The organism is Frigidibacter albus (assembly GCF_009908165.1).
GTDB classification, from domain to species: Bacteria; Pseudomonadota; Alphaproteobacteria; order Rhodobacterales; family Rhodobacteraceae; genus Frigidibacter; species Frigidibacter albus.
The window spans coordinates 212353-231146 of the sequence record NZ_JAAAUC010000002.1; the positions used below are offsets into that span (position 1 = coordinate 212353).

Genomic DNA, 18794 nt, shown 5'->3' on the forward strand with positions numbered 1-18794 from the left:
CGGGGCGGTTGGGCAAGTGCGGAGAATTGCGCTGGCGGCGGGAGCCTTTCCCTTGCCCGGAACAAGGCGCTGTAGCGCCGCCGGGCAGCGCCCGTCCGCCCCACCGGGCGGGCGCTTGCCCTCTGTTCGCTCCGGTGGCTCAGCCTTCGGGTGTGGGCTCGGGCTCGGGGCTCTGCTCAACAGACTCCCCATCCCCCAGATGCTTCATCGCCTCGCGCACCGCCCAGGGCTTCAGCCGCTCCCCATGCTCCGCCAGCCAGACCCGCACCCGGTCTGCGTCATGCTTGGACAGGTCGCGCAGCCACCAGGCCACCGCCTTCTGGATGAACCAGTCGCGGTCCTTGGCATAGCCCTCGGCCCATCCCAGCACCCGTTCGCGGATCGCCAGATCCCCCTGCGAGGGGTGGTTCTGCTTGGTCCAGGGCAGGGTGATCACCAGCGCGGCGCGGCGGGCCCACATCGACTTGGCCCCGGTCCAGCCCTCCACCTCATCGATCCGCGACGGGTCCGCGACCAGCCGCCGGCCACCGGCGTTGCAGACATGGTCGGCAATCGCCCAGCCGTCGAAGTCGGGCACCCAGGAGGCGATCAGATCCCAGACCGGGCCATCCTCCTTGATCCGCGCCTGCGTCAGCAGTTTGGCCGCGGCGACCCGCGCCTCGTGAATGTCCGACTGCCAGAGCCCGTCCGCCAGCGCGCAGCGCGCCGGAACATCCAGCCCCTCGCGCCAGCGCTTGGCCATCTCGTCGATCACCGGGACCGGCACGCCAAGATAGCGGCGGGCGGTCTTGTGATAGGCGGCGGCAGCCTCGGCGCGGGCAGGGTCGCCTGCGGCGACCAATTCGGCGAGTGCGTCGTTCATATTCATTCCACCGTCACCGATTTCGCCAGATTGCGCGGCTGGTCCACATCGGTGCCCTTGGCGACGGCGGTGTGATAGGCCAGCAGCTGCGCTGGCACCGCATAGAGGATCGGCGCGAAGAGGTCGGGCACCGTCGGCATCACCAGCGTGCGCCAGGTGCCCATCCCCGCCTCCTCGGCGCCGCGGGCGTCGGTCATCAGCAGCACCTGCCCGTGCCGGGCCATCACCTCTTGCATGTTGGACACGGTCTTGTCGAACAGCCGGTCATGCGGGGCCATCACCACCACCGGCACCATCCGGTCGATCAGCGCGATGGGGCCGTGCTTCAGCTCTCCGCTCGCATAGCCCTCGGCATGAATATAGCTGATCTCCTTGAGCTTCAGCGCGCCTTCCATCGCCAGCGGGAACATCGCGCCGCGGCCCAGGAACAGCACGTCCTGCGCCTCGGCCAGGCGTTCGGCCAGCACCGCGATCTCATCCGACCGCGCCAGCGCCTGGTTGAGCAGCCCCGGCAGCAGCGCCAGATCGGCCAGATGCGCGGCCAGCTGGCCCGCGTCGATCCGCCCCCGATCCGCCGCCGCCTTCAGCGCCAGCAGCGCCAACACCGTCAGCTGGCAGGTGAAGGCCTTGGTCGAGGCGACACCGACCTCGATCCCCGCAAGGATCGGCAGCGCCACATCGCTTTCCCGCGCGATGGAGGAGGTGGGGACGTTCACCACCGACACCACCTGCGCCACCTTGTCCCGCACATAGCGCAGCGCGGCCAGCGTGTCGGCGGTCTCGCCCGACTGGCTGACGAAGATGGCGATGGAGGTGGGCGACATCGGCGGCTCGCGGTAGCGGAACTCGCTGGCGATATCGACGTCGCAGGGCAGGCCGGCGAGGGTCTCGAACCAGTATTTCGCCACCATGCAGGCATAGTTGGCGGTGCCGCAAGCGACCAGCGTCAGCCGGTCCACCGATGTGAAATCGAGGCTTTCGGGCAGGTTGATGGCGCCGCCCTGCACGTAATGGCGGATGGCATCGCCCAACACCACCGGCTGCTCGGCAATCTCCTTCGCCATGAAATGCTTGTAGCCGGCCTTCTCGATCCGCGTCGCATCAAGGGCAATGCGCTGCATGTCGCGGTTTGCGCGGCGGCCCTGCGCGTCGAAGATCTCCGCCCCGGCGCGGGTGACGAAGGCGTGGTCGCCCTCTTCCAGATAGGTGATGCGGTCGGTCATCGGGGCCAGCGCGATGGCATCGGAGCCCACGAACATCTCACCATCCCCATGCCCGATCGCCAGCGGGCTGCCCTTGCGGGCGGCGACCATCAGGTCCTCCTCGCCGTCGAACAGGAACAGCAGGGCAAAGGCCCCCTGCAACTGGCCAAGCGTCGCCACCGCCGCCTCGCGCGGGGGGAGCCCGCGGTCCATGTGCAGGCGGGTCAGCATCGCCACGGTTTCGGTATCGGTTTCGGTTTCTGCGGCGAGGCCGGCGGCAGCGAGCTCGGCGCGCAGCTCGCGGAAATTCTCGATGATGCCGTTATGCACGACCGACACGCCGCCGGACCGGTGCGGGTGCGCATTGCTGACCGTCGCCGCGCCATGGGTCGCCCACCGGGTGTGGCCGATGCCGGCCTTCCCCGCCAGCGGCTCATGCACCAGAAGATCCGACAGGTTCACCAGCTTGCCGACCGCGCGGCGCCGCTCCAGCTTGCCCTGATAGACGGTGGCGATCCCCGCCGAGTCATAGCCGCGATATTCCAGCCGCTTCAGCGCCTCGACGATGATCGGCGCAACCTCATGGTCGCCCAGAACCCCAACAATTCCACACATTTATCTGGTCTTTCCCTTGCGCCGAGCGGCCTCGGTCTTGAGTTTCTCGAACAGGCGCACCGCCAGCCCCAGCTTGTTTTCCTGCCGGGCCCGGCCCACGGCCAGCGCGCCGTCCGGCACATTGCCGGTGATCACCGACCCGCTGGCGGTCATGGCATGGGCGCCAACGGTCACCGGCGCCACCAGCATCGTGTCGGACCCGATGAAGGCATGGGCGCCGATCCTGGTGCGGTGCTTGGACACGCCATCGTAATTGCAGGTCACCGTGCCGGCGCCAATGTTGGTGTGCTCGCCGACATGGGCATCGCCAAGATAGGTCAGGTGCCCGACCTTCACGCCCTCATCGAGGACCGCGTTCTTGATCTCGACGAAGTTGCCGACATGCACATCCTCGGCCAGCTCCGCCCCGGGGCGCAGGCGGGCGAAGGGGCCGACGGTGGCGCCGCGGCTGACATGGCAGCCTTCGAGATGGCAGAAGGAGCGGATCTCGGCCTCGGATTCGATGGTCACGCGCGGGCCGAACCAGACGTTGGGGCCGATCACCGCGTCGCGGCCGATCACCGTGTCGAAGCTGAAGAACACCGTGTCCGGCGCCTGCATCGTCACGCCATTCTCCATCGCCTCGGCGCGCATCCGGGCCTGGAAGGCGGCTTCGGCCTGTGCCAACTCAGCGCGTGTATTGATCCCCAGCGTCTCGGCCTCGGGGCAGGTCACGATGCGGGCGTCGAGCCCGCGGGCGCGGGCGGCAGCGGCGATGTCGGTCAGGTAATACTCGCCCGCCGCGTTGTCATTGCCGAGGCCCGCGACCAGATCGGCCAGCAGGTCGGCATCGGCGCACATCACGCCAGAGTTGCACAGGGGGATGGCGCGCTCGGCCTCGCAGGCATCCTTCCACTCCACGATCCGCTCCAGCCGGTCGCCTTCCGCCACCAGCCGGCCATAGCGGCCCGGGTCAGCGGCGGTGAAGCCAAGCACCACCAGATCGGCGGGGGAGGCCAGCATCGCCTCCAGCGTCCCGGTCTGGATGAAGGGCGTATCGCCATACAGCACCAGCGCCCGGCCCGAGAACCCCGCCAGCGCCGGCATCGCCTGCGCCACGGCATGGCCGGTGCCAAGCTGCTGGTCCTGCCGAACGCAGACCACCCCGGCGTCATAGCCGCGTGCCGACGCCTCCACCGCCTCGGCGCCGTGGCCGGTGACGATCACGATCTGCTCAGGATCCAGCGCCTGCCCGGCCGCCATCGCGTGCCACAGGATCGGCACCCCGCCGAGCGGATGCAGCACCTTGGGGCGGTCGGAATTCATCCGCGTGCCCTGGCCCGCGGCCAGGATGATGAGGGCTGCGCCCATGGAATGCACCTTTTCTTCTGCTCGCGCCCGTTTTACCGAAGCACGGTGGGCCCGCAAGGGGCGGGGGCTTCACATGTCCTTACCACAGGTTACATCTTCGGATAGGGCAGAGGAGCGGCAGATGCGCACGGTGATCTTCGATCTGGACGGCACGCTGGCCGATACCTCGGCCGATCTGGTGGCGGCGGCGAATGCCTGCTTCCGCGGGCTGGGGCATGGCGATCTGTTGGATCCGCAAACGGATGCGCTGACCGCTTTCCACGGCGGGCGGGCGATGCTGCGGCTGGGGTTCTCGCGGCTGGGACGGCCCGAGGATCCGGAGATCGACACGCAATACCCAGCTCTGCTGGAGCATTACGCCCGCGACATCCTCGTGCATACCTACGCCTATCCCGGCGCCATCGACGCGGTGGAGGCGTTGCGGATGCAGGGCTTCGCGGTCGGCATCTGCACCAACAAGCCTGCCGGTCTGGCGGAATCGCTGCTGGCGAAGATGGGGGTGCGCGATCTCTTCGCCTCGATGATCGGCGCCGATACGCTGCCGGTCCGCAAGCCCGATCCGGCGCCCTATGTGGCGGCCGTCACGCAAGCGGGCGGGCAGGTGGCGCGCTCGCTGCTGGTCGGCGATACCGAGACCGACCGCAAGACCGCCGCCGCTGCGGGCGTGCCTTCGGTGCTGGTGACCTTCGGGCCCGAGGGACCGGGCATTGCCCGGCTGGCGCCCGAGGCGCTGCTGGATCGGTATGAGGATCTGCCCGCGCTGGCCGAACGACTGCTGGGGGCACATTGATGGACCGCTTTACCGGCAACTTCACCCAGCAGGAGCCGATCCCCGAGGAGGGCATCGAAGCCGCCGTCGCCGCGATGCGCCATGGCCGCCTGCACCGTTACAACGTGGTGCCGGGGGAGGAGGCCGAGGCGTCGCTGCTGGAACAGGAATTCGCCGCCCTTGTCGGCGCGCGCTACTGCCTCGCGGTGGCCTCGGGCGGCTATGCGATGGCCTGCGCGATGCGGGCGGTTGGCGTGACGGTGGGGGACCGCGTTCTGTCCAACGGCTTCACCCTTGCGCCGGTGCCGGGGGCGATTGCCAGCCTTGGCGCCGAGCCGGTGTTTGTGGAGGTGACGGAAGACCTGACCATCGACCTTGACGATCTGGCCGCCAAGGCCGCGAGCTCCGGGGCGAAGGTTCTGCTGCTCTCGCACATGCGCGGCCATGTCTGCGACATGGACCGGCTGATGCAGATCTGCGATGCGGCAGGCGTGCTGGTGGTCGAGGATTGCGCCCATACCATGGGGGCGGAGTGGCGCGGGGTGGCGTCCGGCAGGCATGGGGTTATGGGCTGCTATTCGACGCAGACCTACAAGCATATCAACTCGGGCGAGGGCGGGTTGATCGTGTCGGATGATGCCGAGGCAATGGCGCGGGCGGTGCTGCTGTCGGGCAGCTACATGCTCTATGCCCGCCACGCCGCCGCGCCGCCGCCCGAGGCTTTTGCCGATCTGAAATGGGACACGCCCAACATCTCGGGCCGCATGGACAACCTGCGCGCCGCGATCCTGCGCCCGCAGCTGCCGCTGATGGCGGACCGCCGCGCCCGCTGGCGCGAGCGTTATGTGGCGCTGGAGGCGGGGCTGGAGGGCACGCCCGGCCTGCGGCTGATCCCCCGGCCAGAGCATGAGGCCTATGTCGGCTCCTCCTTCCAGCTGCTGCTGCCCGGCTGGCGGCCGGACGCGGTGCAGGACCTGCTGGCCCGCGCGGCAGCGCGGGGAGTGGAGCTGAAATGGTTCGGTGCCGCCGAGCCGGTCGCCTTCACCTCGCGCTATGACAGCTGGCGCTATGCTCCGGCGCAGAGCCTGCCGCGCACCGATGCGGTGCTGGCCGGGCTGATCGACATGCGCCTGCCGCTGACCTTCAGCGTGGAGGATTGCGCCCAGATCGCCCGCATCCTGCGCGCCGAGGTGTCGGCGGTGTGGCAGGCGGGGGCTCTCTAGAAGTCTGCGGTCCGGTCTTCTTCAGAATTTGGCACCCTTCCGACCAGGCGGCGCCCCCTTGCCCTGCGGCTTGCGCCTCCGGGCAACCGTCGCGGTCGGCTTGCCACCGGCAAGCCGCCTGATCGCGCCGGAAACCAACACCCCACTTGACGCGACTCACCCTCGCGCGCATTAATGAACGAGCGTTCAATAAGGCGCGCGCTCTGGGAGGGGTCTGCAGATGTTCATGGCGTCGATGACGTTCGATCTGGGTGAGGATGTGAATGCCTTGCGCGAGATGGTTCACCGTTGGGCACAGGAGCGGGTGAAGCCGATGGCCGCCGAGGTGGACCGCGGCAACACCTTCCCGTCCGATCTGTGGCGCGAGATGGGCGATCTGGGCCTGCTGGGGATCACGGTGCCCGAACAGTTCGGCGGGGCCGGGATGGGCTATCTCGCCCATGTCATCGCCACCGAGGAAATCGCCCGGGCCAGCGCCTCGGTCAGCCTGTCCTACGGCGCGCATTCCAACCTCTGCGTCAACCAGATCAAGCTCAACGGGTCCGACGAACAACGCCGCAAATACCTGCCCGGGCTGATTTCGGGCGCCCATGTCGGCGCGCTGGCGATGTCGGAGGCGGGGGCCGGCTCCGACGTGGTCGGCATGAAGCTGCAGGCCGAGAAGCGCAACGGCCATTACCTGCTGAACGGCAGCAAGTACTGGATCACCAATGGCCCCGATGCCGATACGCTTGTGGTCTATGCCAAGACCGATCCCGAGGCGGGCGCCAAGGGCATCACGGCCTTTATTGTGGAACGCGGAACCCGTGGCTTCTCCACCAGCCCGCATTTCGACAAGCTGGGGATGCGCGGATCCAACACCGGCGAGCTGATCTTCGAGGATTGCGAGATCCCGTTCGAGAATGTTCTGGGGGAGGAAGGCCGCGGCGTGCGCGTGCTGATGTCGGGGCTGGATTACGAACGTGTGGTGCTGTCGGGCATCGGCACCGGCATCATGGCGGCCTGCCTCGATGAGGTGATGCCCTACCTGCATGAACGCCAGCAATTCGGCAAACCGATTGGCGAGTTCCAGCTGATGCAGGCCAAGATCGCCGACATGTACACGGCGATGAACACCGCCCGCGCCTATACCTATGAGGTGGCGAAGGCCTGCGACAAGGGCCAGGTCACGCGGCAGGATGCGGCGGCCTGCGTGCTCTATGCCTCCGAACAGGCGATGGTGCAGGCGCATCAGGCGGTGCAGGCGCTTGGTGGGGCGGGCTTCCTCAATGACAGCACCGTCAGCCGGCTCTTCCGCGATGCCAAGCTGATGGAGATCGGCGCCGGCACCTCGGAAATCCGCCGGATGCTGATCGGGCGCGAGCTGATGGCGAAAACCGCATGACCGCCCTTGCGCAAAAGGCCCGGGCCATTGCTGGCCCGGACCTCCTCAAGACCGGCTCGAAGGGCCGATCAGAACTTGTGAACGTAGGAAACACCCATGACCACCGGGTCGATCTTGGCCTTGCCGATATAGTCGCCGTTCAGCTTGACCTTGCTCTCGATGTCGATCCAGCGGATGTCGGCCCGCAGGGCGCCGCGTTCGCTGATCTTGTAGTCGAGACCGGCATGCAGCGCGAGCCCGGCCGAGTCTTCCAGCTGCAGGCGGTTACCGGCCAGCGCACCCTTGGTCTTCTCCTTGAAGAACACCGTGTAGTTGAAGCCCACGCCGACGAAGGGCGTGATGTCGCTGGCATTGGCGAAGTGGTATTGCAGCGAGACGGTCGGCGGCAGGTGCTGGACGGACCCGATCTTGCCCAGACCGTCGAGCTTCACGTCATGCTCGAAGGGCGTCGCGGCCAGAACCTCGATCCCGACATTGTCCATGATGAAGTATTCAAAGGTGATGGTCGGCTGGACGTTGTTGCCGATGTCCGACTTGAAGCCGGCCAGATCGCCATTCCCATCCTTGGGCTGGACATAGCCCAGGCCGACGCCAAGCGTCCATTCGCCGGCGGATTGCGCCAGGGCCGGCAGGGCGGTCGTCGTCAGGGCTGCAGCGAGAGCGAGGGCGAGAGTGTTCTTTTTCATGGGCCTACCCGTTATTCAGTCACAGGGCGCACCGTTACGCTCGCCCCTGACCGGGGCCTTGATGTGGATCAAGTTCTGTGACTCGCCGCCCGGCGGCACCGGGGCGCTTTGCCGCAGGCCAGCGGCGCAGGATGTTGAAGGAAGTGTCATGAAACTGCTGACCCGTGCCCTGACCGGCTCCGACGCCTTCCGCGCCAACCGCGCCGCGCATCTGGGAATGATCGAGGCGGTGGCCGAGGTCGCCCGCACCGCGGCGATGGGCGGCGGCGCCAAGGCGGTCGCCCGCCACACCGCCCGTGGCAAGATGCCCCCGCGCGAGCGGGTGGCGAACCTGCTCGACCCCGGCAGCCCGTTTCTGGAAATCGGCGCCACCGCCGCGCATGGCCTCTATGACGGCGCCGCTCCCGCCGCCGGGGTAATCGCCGGCATCGGCCGGGTGCATGGGCTGGAGGTGATGGTCGTCGCCAATGATGCCACCGTGAAGGGCGGCACCTATTACCCGATGACGGTGAAGAAACACCTGCGCGCGCAGGAGATCGCCGAGGAGAACCATCTGCCCTGCATCTATCTGGTGGATTCGGGTGGTGCCAACCTGCCCAGCCAGGACGAGGTCTTCCCCGACCGCGACCATTTCGGCCGCATCTTCTACAACCAGGCCAGGATGAGCGCCAAGGGCATCGCCCAGATCGCCGTGGTCATGGGCAGCTGTACCGCCGGCGGTGCCTATGTTCCCGCCATGTCCGACGTCACCATCATCGTCAAGGATCAGGGCACCATCTTCCTCGCCGGCCCGCCGCTGGTGAAGGCGGCGACGGGCGAGATCGTCACCTCGGAAGACTTGGGCGGCGGCGATGTCCACACCCGCCTCTCGGGCGTCGCCGACTACCTCGCCGAGGATGACACCCACGCCCTCGCTCTCGCCCGCCGGGCCGTCCTGCACCTGAACCGCGCAAAGCCCGCCACCGTGCAGCTGCAATCGCCCGAGCTGCCCGCCTATGACCCCGAAGAGATCCTCGGCGTCGTCCCGGCCGACCTGCGCACCCCCTATGACATCCGCGAGGTCATCGCGCGGCTGGTGGACGGCTCGCGCTTCGACGAGTTCAAGGCTCGCTTCGGCGAAACGCTGGTGACAGGCTTCGCCCACCTCAACGGCATCCCGGTGGGCATAATCGCCAACAATGGCGTGCTGTTCTCCGAGGCGGCGGTGAAGGGCGCGCATTTCGTGGAGCTCTGCAGCCAGCGCTGCATCCCGCTGATCTTCCTGCAGAACATCACCGGCTTCATGGTCGGCCGCCGCTATGAAAACGAAGGCATCGCCCGCCACGGCGCCAAGATGGTCACTGCCGTCGCCACCACCAATGTGCCGAAGATCACCTGCCTCGTCGGCGGCAGCTTCGGCGCCGGCAATTACGGCATGGCGGGGCGCGCCTACTCGCCCCGCCTGCTGTGGAGCTGGCCGAACTCCCGCATCTCGGTCATGGGGGGCGAGCAGGCGGCGGGCGTCCTCGCCACCGTGCGCCGCGAGGGGATCGAGCGCGCGGGCGGCACGTGGAGCGCCGAGGAGGAGGCCGAGTTCAAGCGCCCCACCACCGAGATGTTCGAGCTGCAGAGCCAGCCGCTCTACGCCTCCGCCCGACTCTGGGATGACGGCATCATCGACCCGCGCAAGACCCGCGACGTGCTGGCGCTGTCGCTCTCCGCCGCGCTGAACGCGCCGATCGAGCCAACGCGGTTCGGCCTGTTCAGGATGTAAGAAAGAGCCTCCGGCGGGGATATTTGCCCCAGCAAGAAATGCCGCCTTCTTGCTGGAAAAATATCCTCGGGGGGCCCGGGGGGGCAGAAGGCCCCCCGGCTTCCTTCAAGACCGGTGGGGCAGAAGGCCCCCCGGCTTCCTTCAAGACCGGTGGGGCAGAAGGCCCCCCGGCTTCCTTCAAGACCGGCGGGCCAGAAGGCCCCCCCGGCTTCAAACGACAGCCAGCCCGAAGGAGGGACGCCGATGTTCGCCAAGATCCTGATCGCCAACCGCGGCGAGATCGCCTGCCGGGTGATCGACACCGCCCGCCGCATGGGCGTGGCCACCGTCGCCGTGCATTCCACCGCCGATGCGGCCTCCCGCCATGTGGCGATGGCCGACGAGGCCGTGGCCGTCGGCGGCCCGGCCCCGGCGGGCAGCTACCTGCGCGGCGAGGCGATCATCGCCGCGGCGCTGCAAACCGGCGCGCAGGCGATCCACCCGGGCTATGGCTTCCTGTCGGAGAATCCCGAATTCGTCGATGCCGTCACTGCCGCGGGCCTCGTGTTCATCGGCCCCTCTGCCGCCGCGATCCGGGCGATGGGTCTCAAGGACGCCGCCAAACGGCTGATGGCCGAGGCGGGGGTGCCGGTGGTGCCGGGCTATCACGGCGCCAATCAGGACCCCGAGCATCTGGCTGGCGCTGCCGATACCGTCGGCTATCCGGTGCTGATCAAGGCGGTTGCGGGCGGCGGCGGCAAGGGCATGCGCCGGGTGGAGCGGCCCGAAGACTTTGCCGAGGCGCTGGCCTCCGCGCAGCGCGAGGCTGCAGGCGCCTTCGGCAACTCCGCGGTGCTGATCGAGAAATATGTCGAAAAGCCCCGCCATATCGAGATGCAGGTCTTCGGCGACGGCACCCATGCGGTCCACCTCTATGAGCGCGACTGTTCGCTTCAGCGCCGCCACCAGAAGGTGATCGAGGAAGCCCCGGCCCCCGGCATGACGCCCCAGATGCGCGCCGCCATGGGCGAGGCCGCGGTGCGCGCCGCCACCGCGATCGGCTATTCCGGCGCCGGGACCATCGAGTTCATCGTCGATGCCTCGGATGGCCTGCGCCCCGACCGCTTCTGGTTCATGGAGATGAACACCCGACTGCAGGTCGAACACCCGGTGACCGAAGCCATCACCGGCATCGACCTTGTCGAATGGCAGCTGCGCGTGGCGTCGGGCGAGCCGCTGCCTCTGCGCCAGCAGGACATTCCCCTGAGCGGCCATGCCTTCGAGGCCCGGCTCTATGCCGAGGATGTGCCCGCCGGCTTCCTGCCCGCCACCGGCACTCTGGACCATCTGGCCTTTCCGGCCGGCGCCCGGATCGAAACCGGCGTGCGCCCGGGCGATACGATCAGCCCCTGGTATGACCCGATGATCGCCAAACTCGTCGTCCATGGCCCCACCCGTGCCGTGGCCCTTGCCCAACTCTCCCGCGCTCTGGCGGAAACCGAGGTGGCCGGCTCCGTCACCAACCTCGCCTTCCTCGGTGCGCTGGCCCGCCATCCGGGCTTTGCCGCGGGCGATGTCGACACCGGCCTCATCGCCCGCGATCTGGCGGCGCTGACCGAGGTGCCCGCCTGCCCGCCGGGCGTCGTCGCCTTGGCGGCACTGGCGGCGGCGGGGCTGGACCAGCCCGCCGCCCCGCAGCAGGGCTTCAGCCTCTGGGCCCCGCTGCGCCAGCAGGTCACGCTGCACGCGGCGGGCGAGGACATTGCCGCCACGCTTCAGCCCCACGGCCCGGACCGGGTTACGGTGGAACTGCCCGGCCACACCCTCCACGCCGAACGCCGCGGTGGGGCCTGGTCGCTCGACGGCGCCAAGGCCCCCGGCACCGCCCGCCGCACGCCCCATGGCATCGCCGTCTTCGGCCCCGCCGGCACCTTCACCTTCACACCCGTGGACCCGCTCGCCCGCCTGGCCGCCGCCGGGGCAGGGGGCAATGTCGTGCTCTCGCCGATGCCGGGCCTCGTCAAGGCGGTGTTCGTGGCGCCGGGGCAGGTGGTGGCGGAGGGCGAGCGGCTGGCGATCCTGGAAGCGATGAAGATGGAGCACACCCTGACCGCCGCCCGGATTGGCATCGTCGCCGAAGTGCTCGCCGCTGCCGGAGATCAGGTCGAGGCCGGGGCGGCTCTGGTGCGGCTGGAGGATGAGGAACCCAAGGAGGCGGCCGCATGATCCGCCTGCACCATGTCGCGCAGACCCGGTCGTTCCGGGTGCTGTGGATGCTGGAGGAGCTGGGGCTGGAGTTCGAGGTCGTCCCGCATTCCTTCTTCGACCGATCCTTGCGTGATCCCGCCTACCTCGCGCTCTCCCCCGCCGGCCGGGTTCCGGCGCTGGAGATCGACGGGCGCACACTTTGCGAATCCGGCGCGATCGTGCAGTACCTCGCCGAGACCCGTGGCGCGCTGACCGGCACGCCAGACGAACGCCCCGACTGGCTGGAAGGGCTGCACTATGCCGAAACCGTCGGCTCCCACGTCGCCAACCTGACCCAGCACCACATCATCCTGCGTGATCCCGCCATGCGCAGCCCCACCGTGATGCGGCTGGAGGCGAAGCGGCTGGAGAAGGCGCTGGAGGGCATCGAGCGGCGGATGGCGGGCGACTGGCTGCTGCCCTCGGGCTTTTCGGCAGCCGACATCGCCGTCGCCTATGGTGCGCTGATCGGGCAACGCTTCGTGACTCTGGACCGCCTGCCGCGCGTCGCAGGCTGGCTGGACCGGATCGCGGCCCGCCCCGCCTTCCTGCGCGCCGCCGCCCGCGACGGGGCCGCCACGATCTACATGGCACCGTTCTATCCCCCGCCCGAGGAGATGCCCCATGCCTGATCCCGTCGAAATCTTCGAAATGGGCCCCCGCGACGGCCTGCAGAACGAAGCCCGGATGATCCCCGCCGCCGAAAAGATCGCGCTGGTCGATTGCCTCTCGCGCGCCGGGTTCCGGCGGATCGAGGTCGCCAGCTTCGTCTCGCCAAAGTGGGTGCCGCAGATGGCAGATGGCGCCGAGGTGCTGGCCGGCATCGCCCGCGCCCCCGGCGTCGCCTATTCGGCGCTGACCCCCAACCTCAAAGGCTATGAAGGCGCCCGCGCCGCCCGCGCCGATGCTGTGGCGGTCTTCGCTGCCGCCTCCGAGGGATTCAGCCGCGCCAACCTCAACTGCACCATTGCCGAGAGCCTCGACCGCTTCGCCCCGGTGATGGCGGCCGCCAAGGCCGACGGCATCCCGGTGCGCGGCTATGTCTCTGTCGTGACCGACTGCCCCTATGACGGGCCGATCGCGCCGGGGGCGGTGGCGCGGGTGGCGGCGGCGCTGCTGAAGATGGGCTGCACCGGGATCAGCCTCGGCGACACCATCGGCCAGGGCCGGCCCGAGACGGTGGCCGCGATGCTGCAAGCGGTATTGCAAGAGGTGCCGGCGGCGCAACTCGCGGGCCACTTCCACGATACCGCGGGCCGGGCGCTGGCGAATATCGAGGTCTCGCTGGAGCTTGGCCTGCGGGTCTTCGACGCAGCGGTAGGCGGGCTCGGCGGCTGCCCCTATGCCCCCGGGGCCAAGGGCAATGTGGCGACGGAACTGGTCGCGGCACGGATGGCGGAGCTGGGGCATCCGACGGGGCTGGACATGGGTGTGGTTCTTGAGGCGGCAGCAATGGCCCGCGCGATGCGCGGCGGGAGCACGGATGATGTATGACACGCTGACCCTGACGACCGACGACCGCGGCGTGGCGCGGCTGACGCTGAACCGGCCCGAGAAGCATAATGCCCTCGACGCGGCGATGATCGAGGAACTGACCGATGCCGCCACCGCGCTCGGCGCCGATCCCGCGGTGCGGGTGGTGGTGCTGGCGGGCGCGGGGGCCAGTTTCTGCGCCGGGGGCGACCTTGGCTGGATGCGCGCCCAGATCGCTGCCGATGGCCCCACCCGGGCGGCGGGCGCGCGGGCGCTGGCGATGATGCTGAACGCGCTGAACCTCTGCCCCAAGCCGCTGATCGGGCGCATCCACGGCAACGCCTTTGGCGGCGGCATCGGCATGATGTCGGTCTGCGATGTGGCCATTGCGGCGGACACCGCCCGCTTTGGCCTGACGGAAACCCGGCTGGGGCTGATCCCCGCCACCATCGGCCCCTATGTGCTGGCGCGGATGGGCGAAGCGATGGCGCGGCGGGTATTCATGTCGGCGCGGCTGTTTGGCGCTGATGAAGCGGTGACGCTCGGCCTCGCCGCCCGCGCCGTGCCGCCCGCGGATCTCGATGCGGCGGTGGAGGCCGAGGTGGCGCCCTACCTCGCCTGCGCGCCCGGAGCCGTGGCCGAGGCAAAGGCGCTGGCCCGCCGGCTCGGCCCCCCCATCGGCGGCGCCGAGATCGAGGCCAGCATCGCCGCCCTCGTCACCCGCTGGGAAAGTCCCGAGGCGGCCGAGGGCATCGCGGCCTTCTTCGACAGGCGCAAGCCGGGCTGGGGGTAGGGTGCCCTCTTCTTGCCCGGAACAAGGCGCTTCGCGCCGCCGGGCAGCGCCCGCCTCCCGGCCCGCCCCGTGGGCGCTTCTCAACTGTTCCGCGTAGAACTGCGGTGGAGGTAGGCCGCACCATAAAGTGCCTAGAACGCCTGTTGCTCGCCCACCCGGCGGACGGGCGCTGCCCTTTGGTGCGCCTCGGCCATTCGGGGCCACTCCGCCTCTTGCCCGCCGCGCCCCGCGCCGCTAGACAGGGCGAGCCTTACGGCGCAAGGGTGATTAGCTCAGTTGGTAGAGCGCCTCGTTTACACCGAGGATGTCGGGAGTTCGAGTCTCTCATCACCCACCATCCCCCTACCGGCCCACCCCGCGCGCGATGATCGTGGCCAGTTCCGCCAGCGCGGCGGATTGCGCGGCGGCGATGTCCTGCGGGTCCGTGCCCGCCATCGGCACCGCTATGGCGAAGGGGGCCGAGGCGGGGCCGGCATTCACCTCCTCCGCGCGCACGTAATACTGCCCCTGCAGCCGAAAGATGTTGTCGGCGCCGGCAAGGCTCTGTTCCACCCGCACCTCGATCTCGGCATCGGGCAGGCCGGCCAGCGGCCAGGGTTCCGCCGCCACGGTGGCGGACAGCGCGGCATCGAGCTGCCGGGCCAGCGCCAGCGTCAGGCTGCGTTCGGGCAGGTCCGCCCAAAGCGCGCGGCGGGCGTTCTTCACCGCGCCATCCTCGCCCTGCAGCGCGATCTCCGACGCCGCGGCATATTCGGGCAGCGACACGTCGCGCAGCATGATGGTGCGCGCGGCGGTGGTCAGCCGCATCTGCGGCGCCGGCGGGTCGATCAGGTAGCGCGGGGCATTGCCGCAGGCGGCAAGGGCCAGCGAAAGGATCAGCAGCATCGGCGGTTTGGCCATCATGTGTCAGCGTCCCAGGATCAGAGAGTTCGGATTGCGTTCGATCGTCCGTGCCAGCGCGGTGACGGCATCGGCTGCCGACTGGATATCGCGCAGCACCGACATCAGTTCCGTGTTGAAGCGCGACCGCTCGCCATACCCCGCGATCACCCCGTCGGCGCTGACCACCAGCCCCGACATACGCTCCGAGAGGTCCGGCAGCGATTGCGCCGCCTCGTTGATCGAATTGGCGGCGGCTTCGGCGGCGCTGATCGCAGAGTTGGCGCGCTCGATGGCACCGCCGGCGCGGATCTGGGCGAGGAACACCGTCATCTCTTCCAGCGCGCCGGTGAAGGCGGCGGGCAGGGCGCGCGCCTCCTCGGTGCCGATCAGCGCGTCAGCGCTGTCGATCAGCCGGTCAGCCGAGGCCAGCAACTCCTCCATCGCCAGACCATCGACCTTCTCGGCGATGGAGCGGACCTCGGAGGTGATGGCGGGGAAATCCTCCGACGCCGTCTCAAGGCTGGTCAGCGCCCGGTCGGCGCGGCCGATGGCAGCGATCAGGTTCTCGACCGCCTGGCCCTCCTCGATCTTGTCCAGGATCTCGCGGGCGCTGGCGGCAATCGCCCGCACCTCGGCCGGGATCGCGGCCACGTCTTCCGAGGTGACCAGTGCGCGGGTATCGTCGAGCAGGCCCACGGCGGCTTCGGGCACCCGGCGGGTGGCAGGATCGGCGGCCAGCGCGCGGAAACTGTCCAGCGCATCGATGGCCGCCTCCATCAGGTCCTCGACCGGCAGCGCGTTGATCCGCTCGAACACGCCCTGCGAGGTGGCGGCGAAATCCGACAGCGCGGCTTCGGAGGTCGGCAATTCCGGATAGGGCTCTGCGTCCATGCGGATTTCGGCGGGCCGGGCATCGGGAAGCTCAACCAGATCGACCAGCAGCCCGCCGGTCAGGATGCTGGCAGTGGTCAGCCGGGCGCGCAGGCCGTTGTTCTGCACGAAGGTTCCCAGAAGGTCGATCGCCTGCTCGGGGGTGGCCTCGTCGCCAAGGCCAAGCTTGCCGATCCGCAGCTCCAGATTGGCGCGCAGCCGCACGCGGCGGGCCGTGCCCTCGCCCTCGACATAGGCGCCAAGGTCGGTGACCTCGCCGACCTTCAGTCCGCGAAAGCGCACCTCGGCGCCCACCGTCAGGCCCGACACCGAGCCGTCGAACACCACCGAGACCGGCAGCGTGGCATCATTGGCCGAGGTGAAGACGCTGTCGCGCGCGGTGTTCTCGTCGGGATAGACCTCGAAGCTGTCGCCGGGATCCACCGGATCGCCGCCCGACACCACCGTGTCGAAGCTGATGCCGCCCTCGATCAGCGAGGCGAGGCTTTTCACGTCCAGCTCCACCCCCGAGGCGCCGATGGAGACATCGAAGCCCGACGCATCCCAGAACCGCGACGCAGAGGTAAGGCGTTCGGTATAGGGTGCCTCGATGAAGGCATCGATCAGCACGCTCTCGCCATCGTCGGACAGCCGCGGCGCGCCGACCGCGCCGACCTCGATCCCCCGGTAGAGGATCGGCGCGCCGGCCGAAATCTGGTTGCCGTCGCGCAGCCGCAGCACCACCACCATGCCGGTCTGGTCCGGTCCGCCCAGCATCGGCGGCACCTCGAGCCCGGTGAAGCGGCTGTGCGCACCGCTGGACTCGGAATCCCACCGCCCGGCGATGAAGGCGCCCGACAGCACGGTATCAAGCCCGGTTACGCCACGCACGCTGACCTCGGGGCGCACCACCCAGAACTCGGCGCCATCGTCGATGAAGGGGGCGACATCCCTGGACACGCGGACGTTGACCAGCACCTCGGACAGGTCCGCGCCGAAATTCACCTGCTCGACCACGCCGATGGTCACGTCGCGGAACTTCAGCGGCGTCTGCCCGGCCTCAATGCCCGAGGCGTTCTGGAAGCTGATCGTCACCAACTCGCCGCGGCCGGCATAGCTTTGCCAGGCGACACCAAGCGCCGCCGCCAGCGCCACGATCGGCACCAGCCAGACGGGCGACAGCTGGTGCCACCAGCGCTTGCGCGCCGGGGTCACCTGCATCTGCGGGACTTCGCCCTGGGGCGACGGGATCTCGGGGTCGGTCACTTTGGATATCGCCTCATTCGTCCCAGATGGCCCGGGGATCAAAACTTTGCGCCGACAGCATGGTGAAGGCAACCGACAGCGCGAAACTGATCGCCGCGATGCCGGGGTTGATGGTCGCCACCGCATCGAAGCGCACCAGCGAGGCGAGGATCGCCACCACGAACACGTCGATCATCGACCAGCGCCCGATGAACTCCACCACCGCATGCAGCCGGTGCTGCGCGTGTTCATCCAAAAAGCGGTGGTTGCGGATCGACAGGGCCAGAAAGGCGATGGCCATGAACTTGCCGACCGGGATCAGGATACTGGCAAAGAAGATGACGAAGGCCACGAAGTAATCGCCATGGCCCAGCAACTCGACCACGCCGCCCAGGATCGTGCCCTCGCCGGAATAGGTGAGGGTGCGGGTGATCAGCATCGGGTAGATATTGGCGGGGATGTAGACGACGAGCCCTGCGAACCACCAGGCCCAGACCCGCTGCAACGCCCGCGGATCACGGCTGGACAGCGGGGCGCCGCAGCGGGTGCAAAGCTCGGTGCCCGGCGCGAAGACCCGGCCGCAGCGGGTGCAGCCGATCAGCCCGGCAGTGCGGGCGGTGGGGACTGCTGCAGGGGTCATGCGCGGCTTGCCGCGGCATCGGCGGCGCTGCGCCGTGCAGTTTCCCGCCGCTCGATGGCCTGCCAGACCGATTCGGCGTCCATCACGTCATCATGCAGCACCGTCACCACCACCAGCCCGCAAAACGCCCAGAAGGCCGGGCCGGGGGTGACGGTGGCGATACCGGCAACCTTGACCAGCGCGACGGCGACGCCGATCAGGAAGATCTCTGCCATCGCCCAGGGCTTCAGCGCATCGGCCAGCCGGAAGGCCTGCGCCGCGCGGGGCAGGGCCGGGCCGCCGCGCATCATCGGGGCCAGCGTGTAGACGATCAGCGACAGCCGCAGCGCCGGGATCACCACGATCAGCGCGCCCACTGCCACCGACAGCGGCAACATCATCCCATCGGAAAACGCCAGCACCGCATCCAGCACCGAGGCGCGGCTGTGCATGCCGGAGGCAGAGAGGTCGAGGAACGGCATGAAGATCGCCGCCGCCATCAGGATCAGCGCAGTGACGGCCAGCGCGATGATCCGGCTGAAGGCGCGGGCGCGGGGCGCGATCAGCACCGCGCCGCAGCGGGTGCAGATCGCCCGTTCGCGCGGGGCCACGGGCGCGATCTGGTAGAGCGCATCGCAATGCGGGCAGGCGCGCAAACGCTCCAGCGCCGCCGGGTCGGGCCGGGGTGCAGAGGGACGCTGTTGCTGATGTATATGTGCCGACACCCGCCCCACCCCTCACTGAAACCTGTTGCGCCATCTCAACTTAGAGCCAATCCACGCCGGGTCCAGTGCCGATGCACGCCCTCGCCGTCACGGCACTTGCCTGCATCTGCGGGGCCA

Annotated in this window: 16 protein-coding genes and 1 tRNA gene; 9 read left to right on the forward strand and 8 right to left on the reverse strand. The window is 68.9% G+C overall.

Annotated features, from left to right (window positions below; all coding sequences use genetic code 11):
* Positions 1 to 139: 139 nt before the first annotated feature.
* Genes GVY41_RS03565 through glmU form a run of 3 tightly spaced genes read right to left on the reverse strand, consistent with a single transcriptional unit; the run spans position 140 to position 4029 of the window.
* Positions 140 to 868 carry a DNA alkylation repair protein gene (locus GVY41_RS03565; protein WP_161343632.1) on the reverse strand — a complete coding sequence of 243 codons (729 nt, stop codon included), beginning with the start codon at positions 866 to 868 and terminating at the stop codon, positions 140 to 142.
* A complete protein-coding gene (glmS, locus tag GVY41_RS03570; protein ID WP_161343630.1) occupies positions 865 to 2679 on the reverse strand; it encodes a glutamine--fructose-6-phosphate transaminase (isomerizing) in 1815 nt (604 codons plus the stop codon). Before glmS ends, GVY41_RS03565 begins: the two co-directional genes overlap by 4 nt.
* Positions 2680 to 4029, reverse strand: coding sequence for a bifunctional UDP-N-acetylglucosamine diphosphorylase/glucosamine-1-phosphate N-acetyltransferase GlmU (gene glmU, locus GVY41_RS03575; protein WP_161343628.1), 1350 nt, complete (start codon positions 4027 to 4029; stop codon positions 2680 to 2682).
* A gap of 121 nt (positions 4030 to 4150) precedes the next feature.
* Here glmU and GVY41_RS03580 point away from each other — a divergent pair, with 121 nt between their 5' ends.
* The 3 genes from GVY41_RS03580 (at position 4151) to GVY41_RS03590 (ending at position 7405) form a co-directional block, all read left to right on the forward strand.
* The gene (locus GVY41_RS03580) at positions 4151 to 4819 is read left to right on the forward strand and encodes an HAD-IA family hydrolase (protein WP_161343626.1); all 669 of its coding nucleotides are present in this window, start codon (positions 4151 to 4153) and stop codon (positions 4817 to 4819) included.
* The gene (locus GVY41_RS03585) at positions 4816 to 6021 is read left to right on the forward strand and encodes a DegT/DnrJ/EryC1/StrS family aminotransferase (RefSeq protein ID WP_229725923.1); all 1206 of its coding nucleotides are present in this window, start codon (positions 4816 to 4818) and stop codon (positions 6019 to 6021) included. Before GVY41_RS03580 ends, GVY41_RS03585 begins: the two co-directional genes overlap by 4 nt.
* 220 nt (positions 6022 to 6241) lie before the next feature.
* Positions 6242 to 7405 carry an isovaleryl-CoA dehydrogenase gene (locus GVY41_RS03590; RefSeq protein WP_161343622.1) on the forward strand — a complete coding sequence of 388 codons (1164 nt, stop codon included), beginning with the start codon at positions 6242 to 6244 and terminating at the stop codon, positions 7403 to 7405.
* 68 nt (positions 7406 to 7473) lie between these two features.
* On the opposite strand, the gene GVY41_RS03595 is transcribed toward GVY41_RS03590, so the two are convergent.
* A complete protein-coding gene (locus tag GVY41_RS03595) occupies positions 7474 to 8091 on the reverse strand; it encodes an OmpW/AlkL family protein (RefSeq protein WP_161343620.1) in 618 nt (205 codons plus the stop codon).
* Between the two features lie 148 nt (positions 8092 to 8239).
* Between GVY41_RS03595 and GVY41_RS03600 the strand changes: the two genes are divergently transcribed.
* From GVY41_RS03600 to GVY41_RS03625, 6 genes are all read left to right on the forward strand, one after another.
* Entirely contained in the window at positions 8240 to 9844 is a 1605-nt protein-coding gene (locus GVY41_RS03600) for a carboxyl transferase domain-containing protein (protein ID WP_161343618.1), read from the forward strand.
* 243 nt (positions 9845 to 10087) lie between these two features.
* Positions 10088 to 12049: an acetyl-CoA carboxylase biotin carboxylase subunit gene (locus tag GVY41_RS03605; RefSeq protein WP_161343616.1), complete on the forward strand. Its 1962-nt coding sequence runs from the start codon at positions 10088 to 10090 to the stop codon at positions 12047 to 12049.
* Positions 12046 to 12702 (forward strand): glutathione S-transferase family protein, encoded by a 657-nt coding sequence (locus GVY41_RS03610; RefSeq protein WP_161343614.1) that lies wholly within the window; start codon positions 12046 to 12048, stop codon positions 12700 to 12702. Before GVY41_RS03605 ends, GVY41_RS03610 begins: the two co-directional genes overlap by 4 nt.
* Complete coding sequence (locus GVY41_RS03615; protein WP_161343612.1) at positions 12695 to 13564, forward strand: hydroxymethylglutaryl-CoA lyase; 870 nt, start codon at positions 12695 to 12697, stop codon at positions 13562 to 13564. Before GVY41_RS03610 ends, GVY41_RS03615 begins: the two co-directional genes overlap by 8 nt.
* Positions 13557 to 14336, forward strand: a complete 780-nt coding sequence (locus tag GVY41_RS03620; protein WP_161344043.1) for a crotonase/enoyl-CoA hydratase family protein — start codon at positions 13557 to 13559, stop codon at positions 14334 to 14336. The genes GVY41_RS03615 and GVY41_RS03620 overlap by 8 nt, the downstream gene beginning before the upstream one ends.
* A gap of 261 nt (positions 14337 to 14597) precedes the next feature.
* A tRNA-Val gene (locus tag GVY41_RS03625) sits at positions 14598 to 14673 on the forward strand.
* Positions 14674 to 14678: 5 nt separating this feature from the next.
* Here the strand turns inward: GVY41_RS03625 and GVY41_RS03630 are convergent.
* From GVY41_RS03630 to GVY41_RS03645, 4 genes are read right to left on the reverse strand one after another with little or no spacing between them, the layout of a single operon-like run.
* Positions 14679 to 15239 carry a PqiC family protein gene (locus tag GVY41_RS03630; protein ID WP_161343610.1) on the reverse strand — a complete coding sequence of 187 codons (561 nt, stop codon included), beginning with the start codon at positions 15237 to 15239 and terminating at the stop codon, positions 14679 to 14681.
* Positions 15240 to 15242: 3 nt separating this feature from the next.
* Positions 15243 to 17354, reverse strand: coding sequence for a PqiB family protein (locus GVY41_RS03635; RefSeq protein ID WP_229725924.1), 2112 nt, complete (start codon positions 17352 to 17354; stop codon positions 15243 to 15245).
* A gap of 13 nt (positions 17355 to 17367) precedes the next feature.
* A complete protein-coding gene (locus tag GVY41_RS03640; protein WP_161343608.1) occupies positions 17368 to 17973 on the reverse strand; it encodes a paraquat-inducible protein A in 606 nt (201 codons plus the stop codon).
* Entirely contained in the window at positions 17970 to 18677 is a 708-nt protein-coding gene (locus GVY41_RS03645; protein ID WP_229725925.1) for a paraquat-inducible protein A, read from the reverse strand. The genes GVY41_RS03640 and GVY41_RS03645 overlap by 4 nt, the downstream gene beginning before the upstream one ends.
* Positions 18678 to 18794 lie beyond the last annotated feature (117 nt).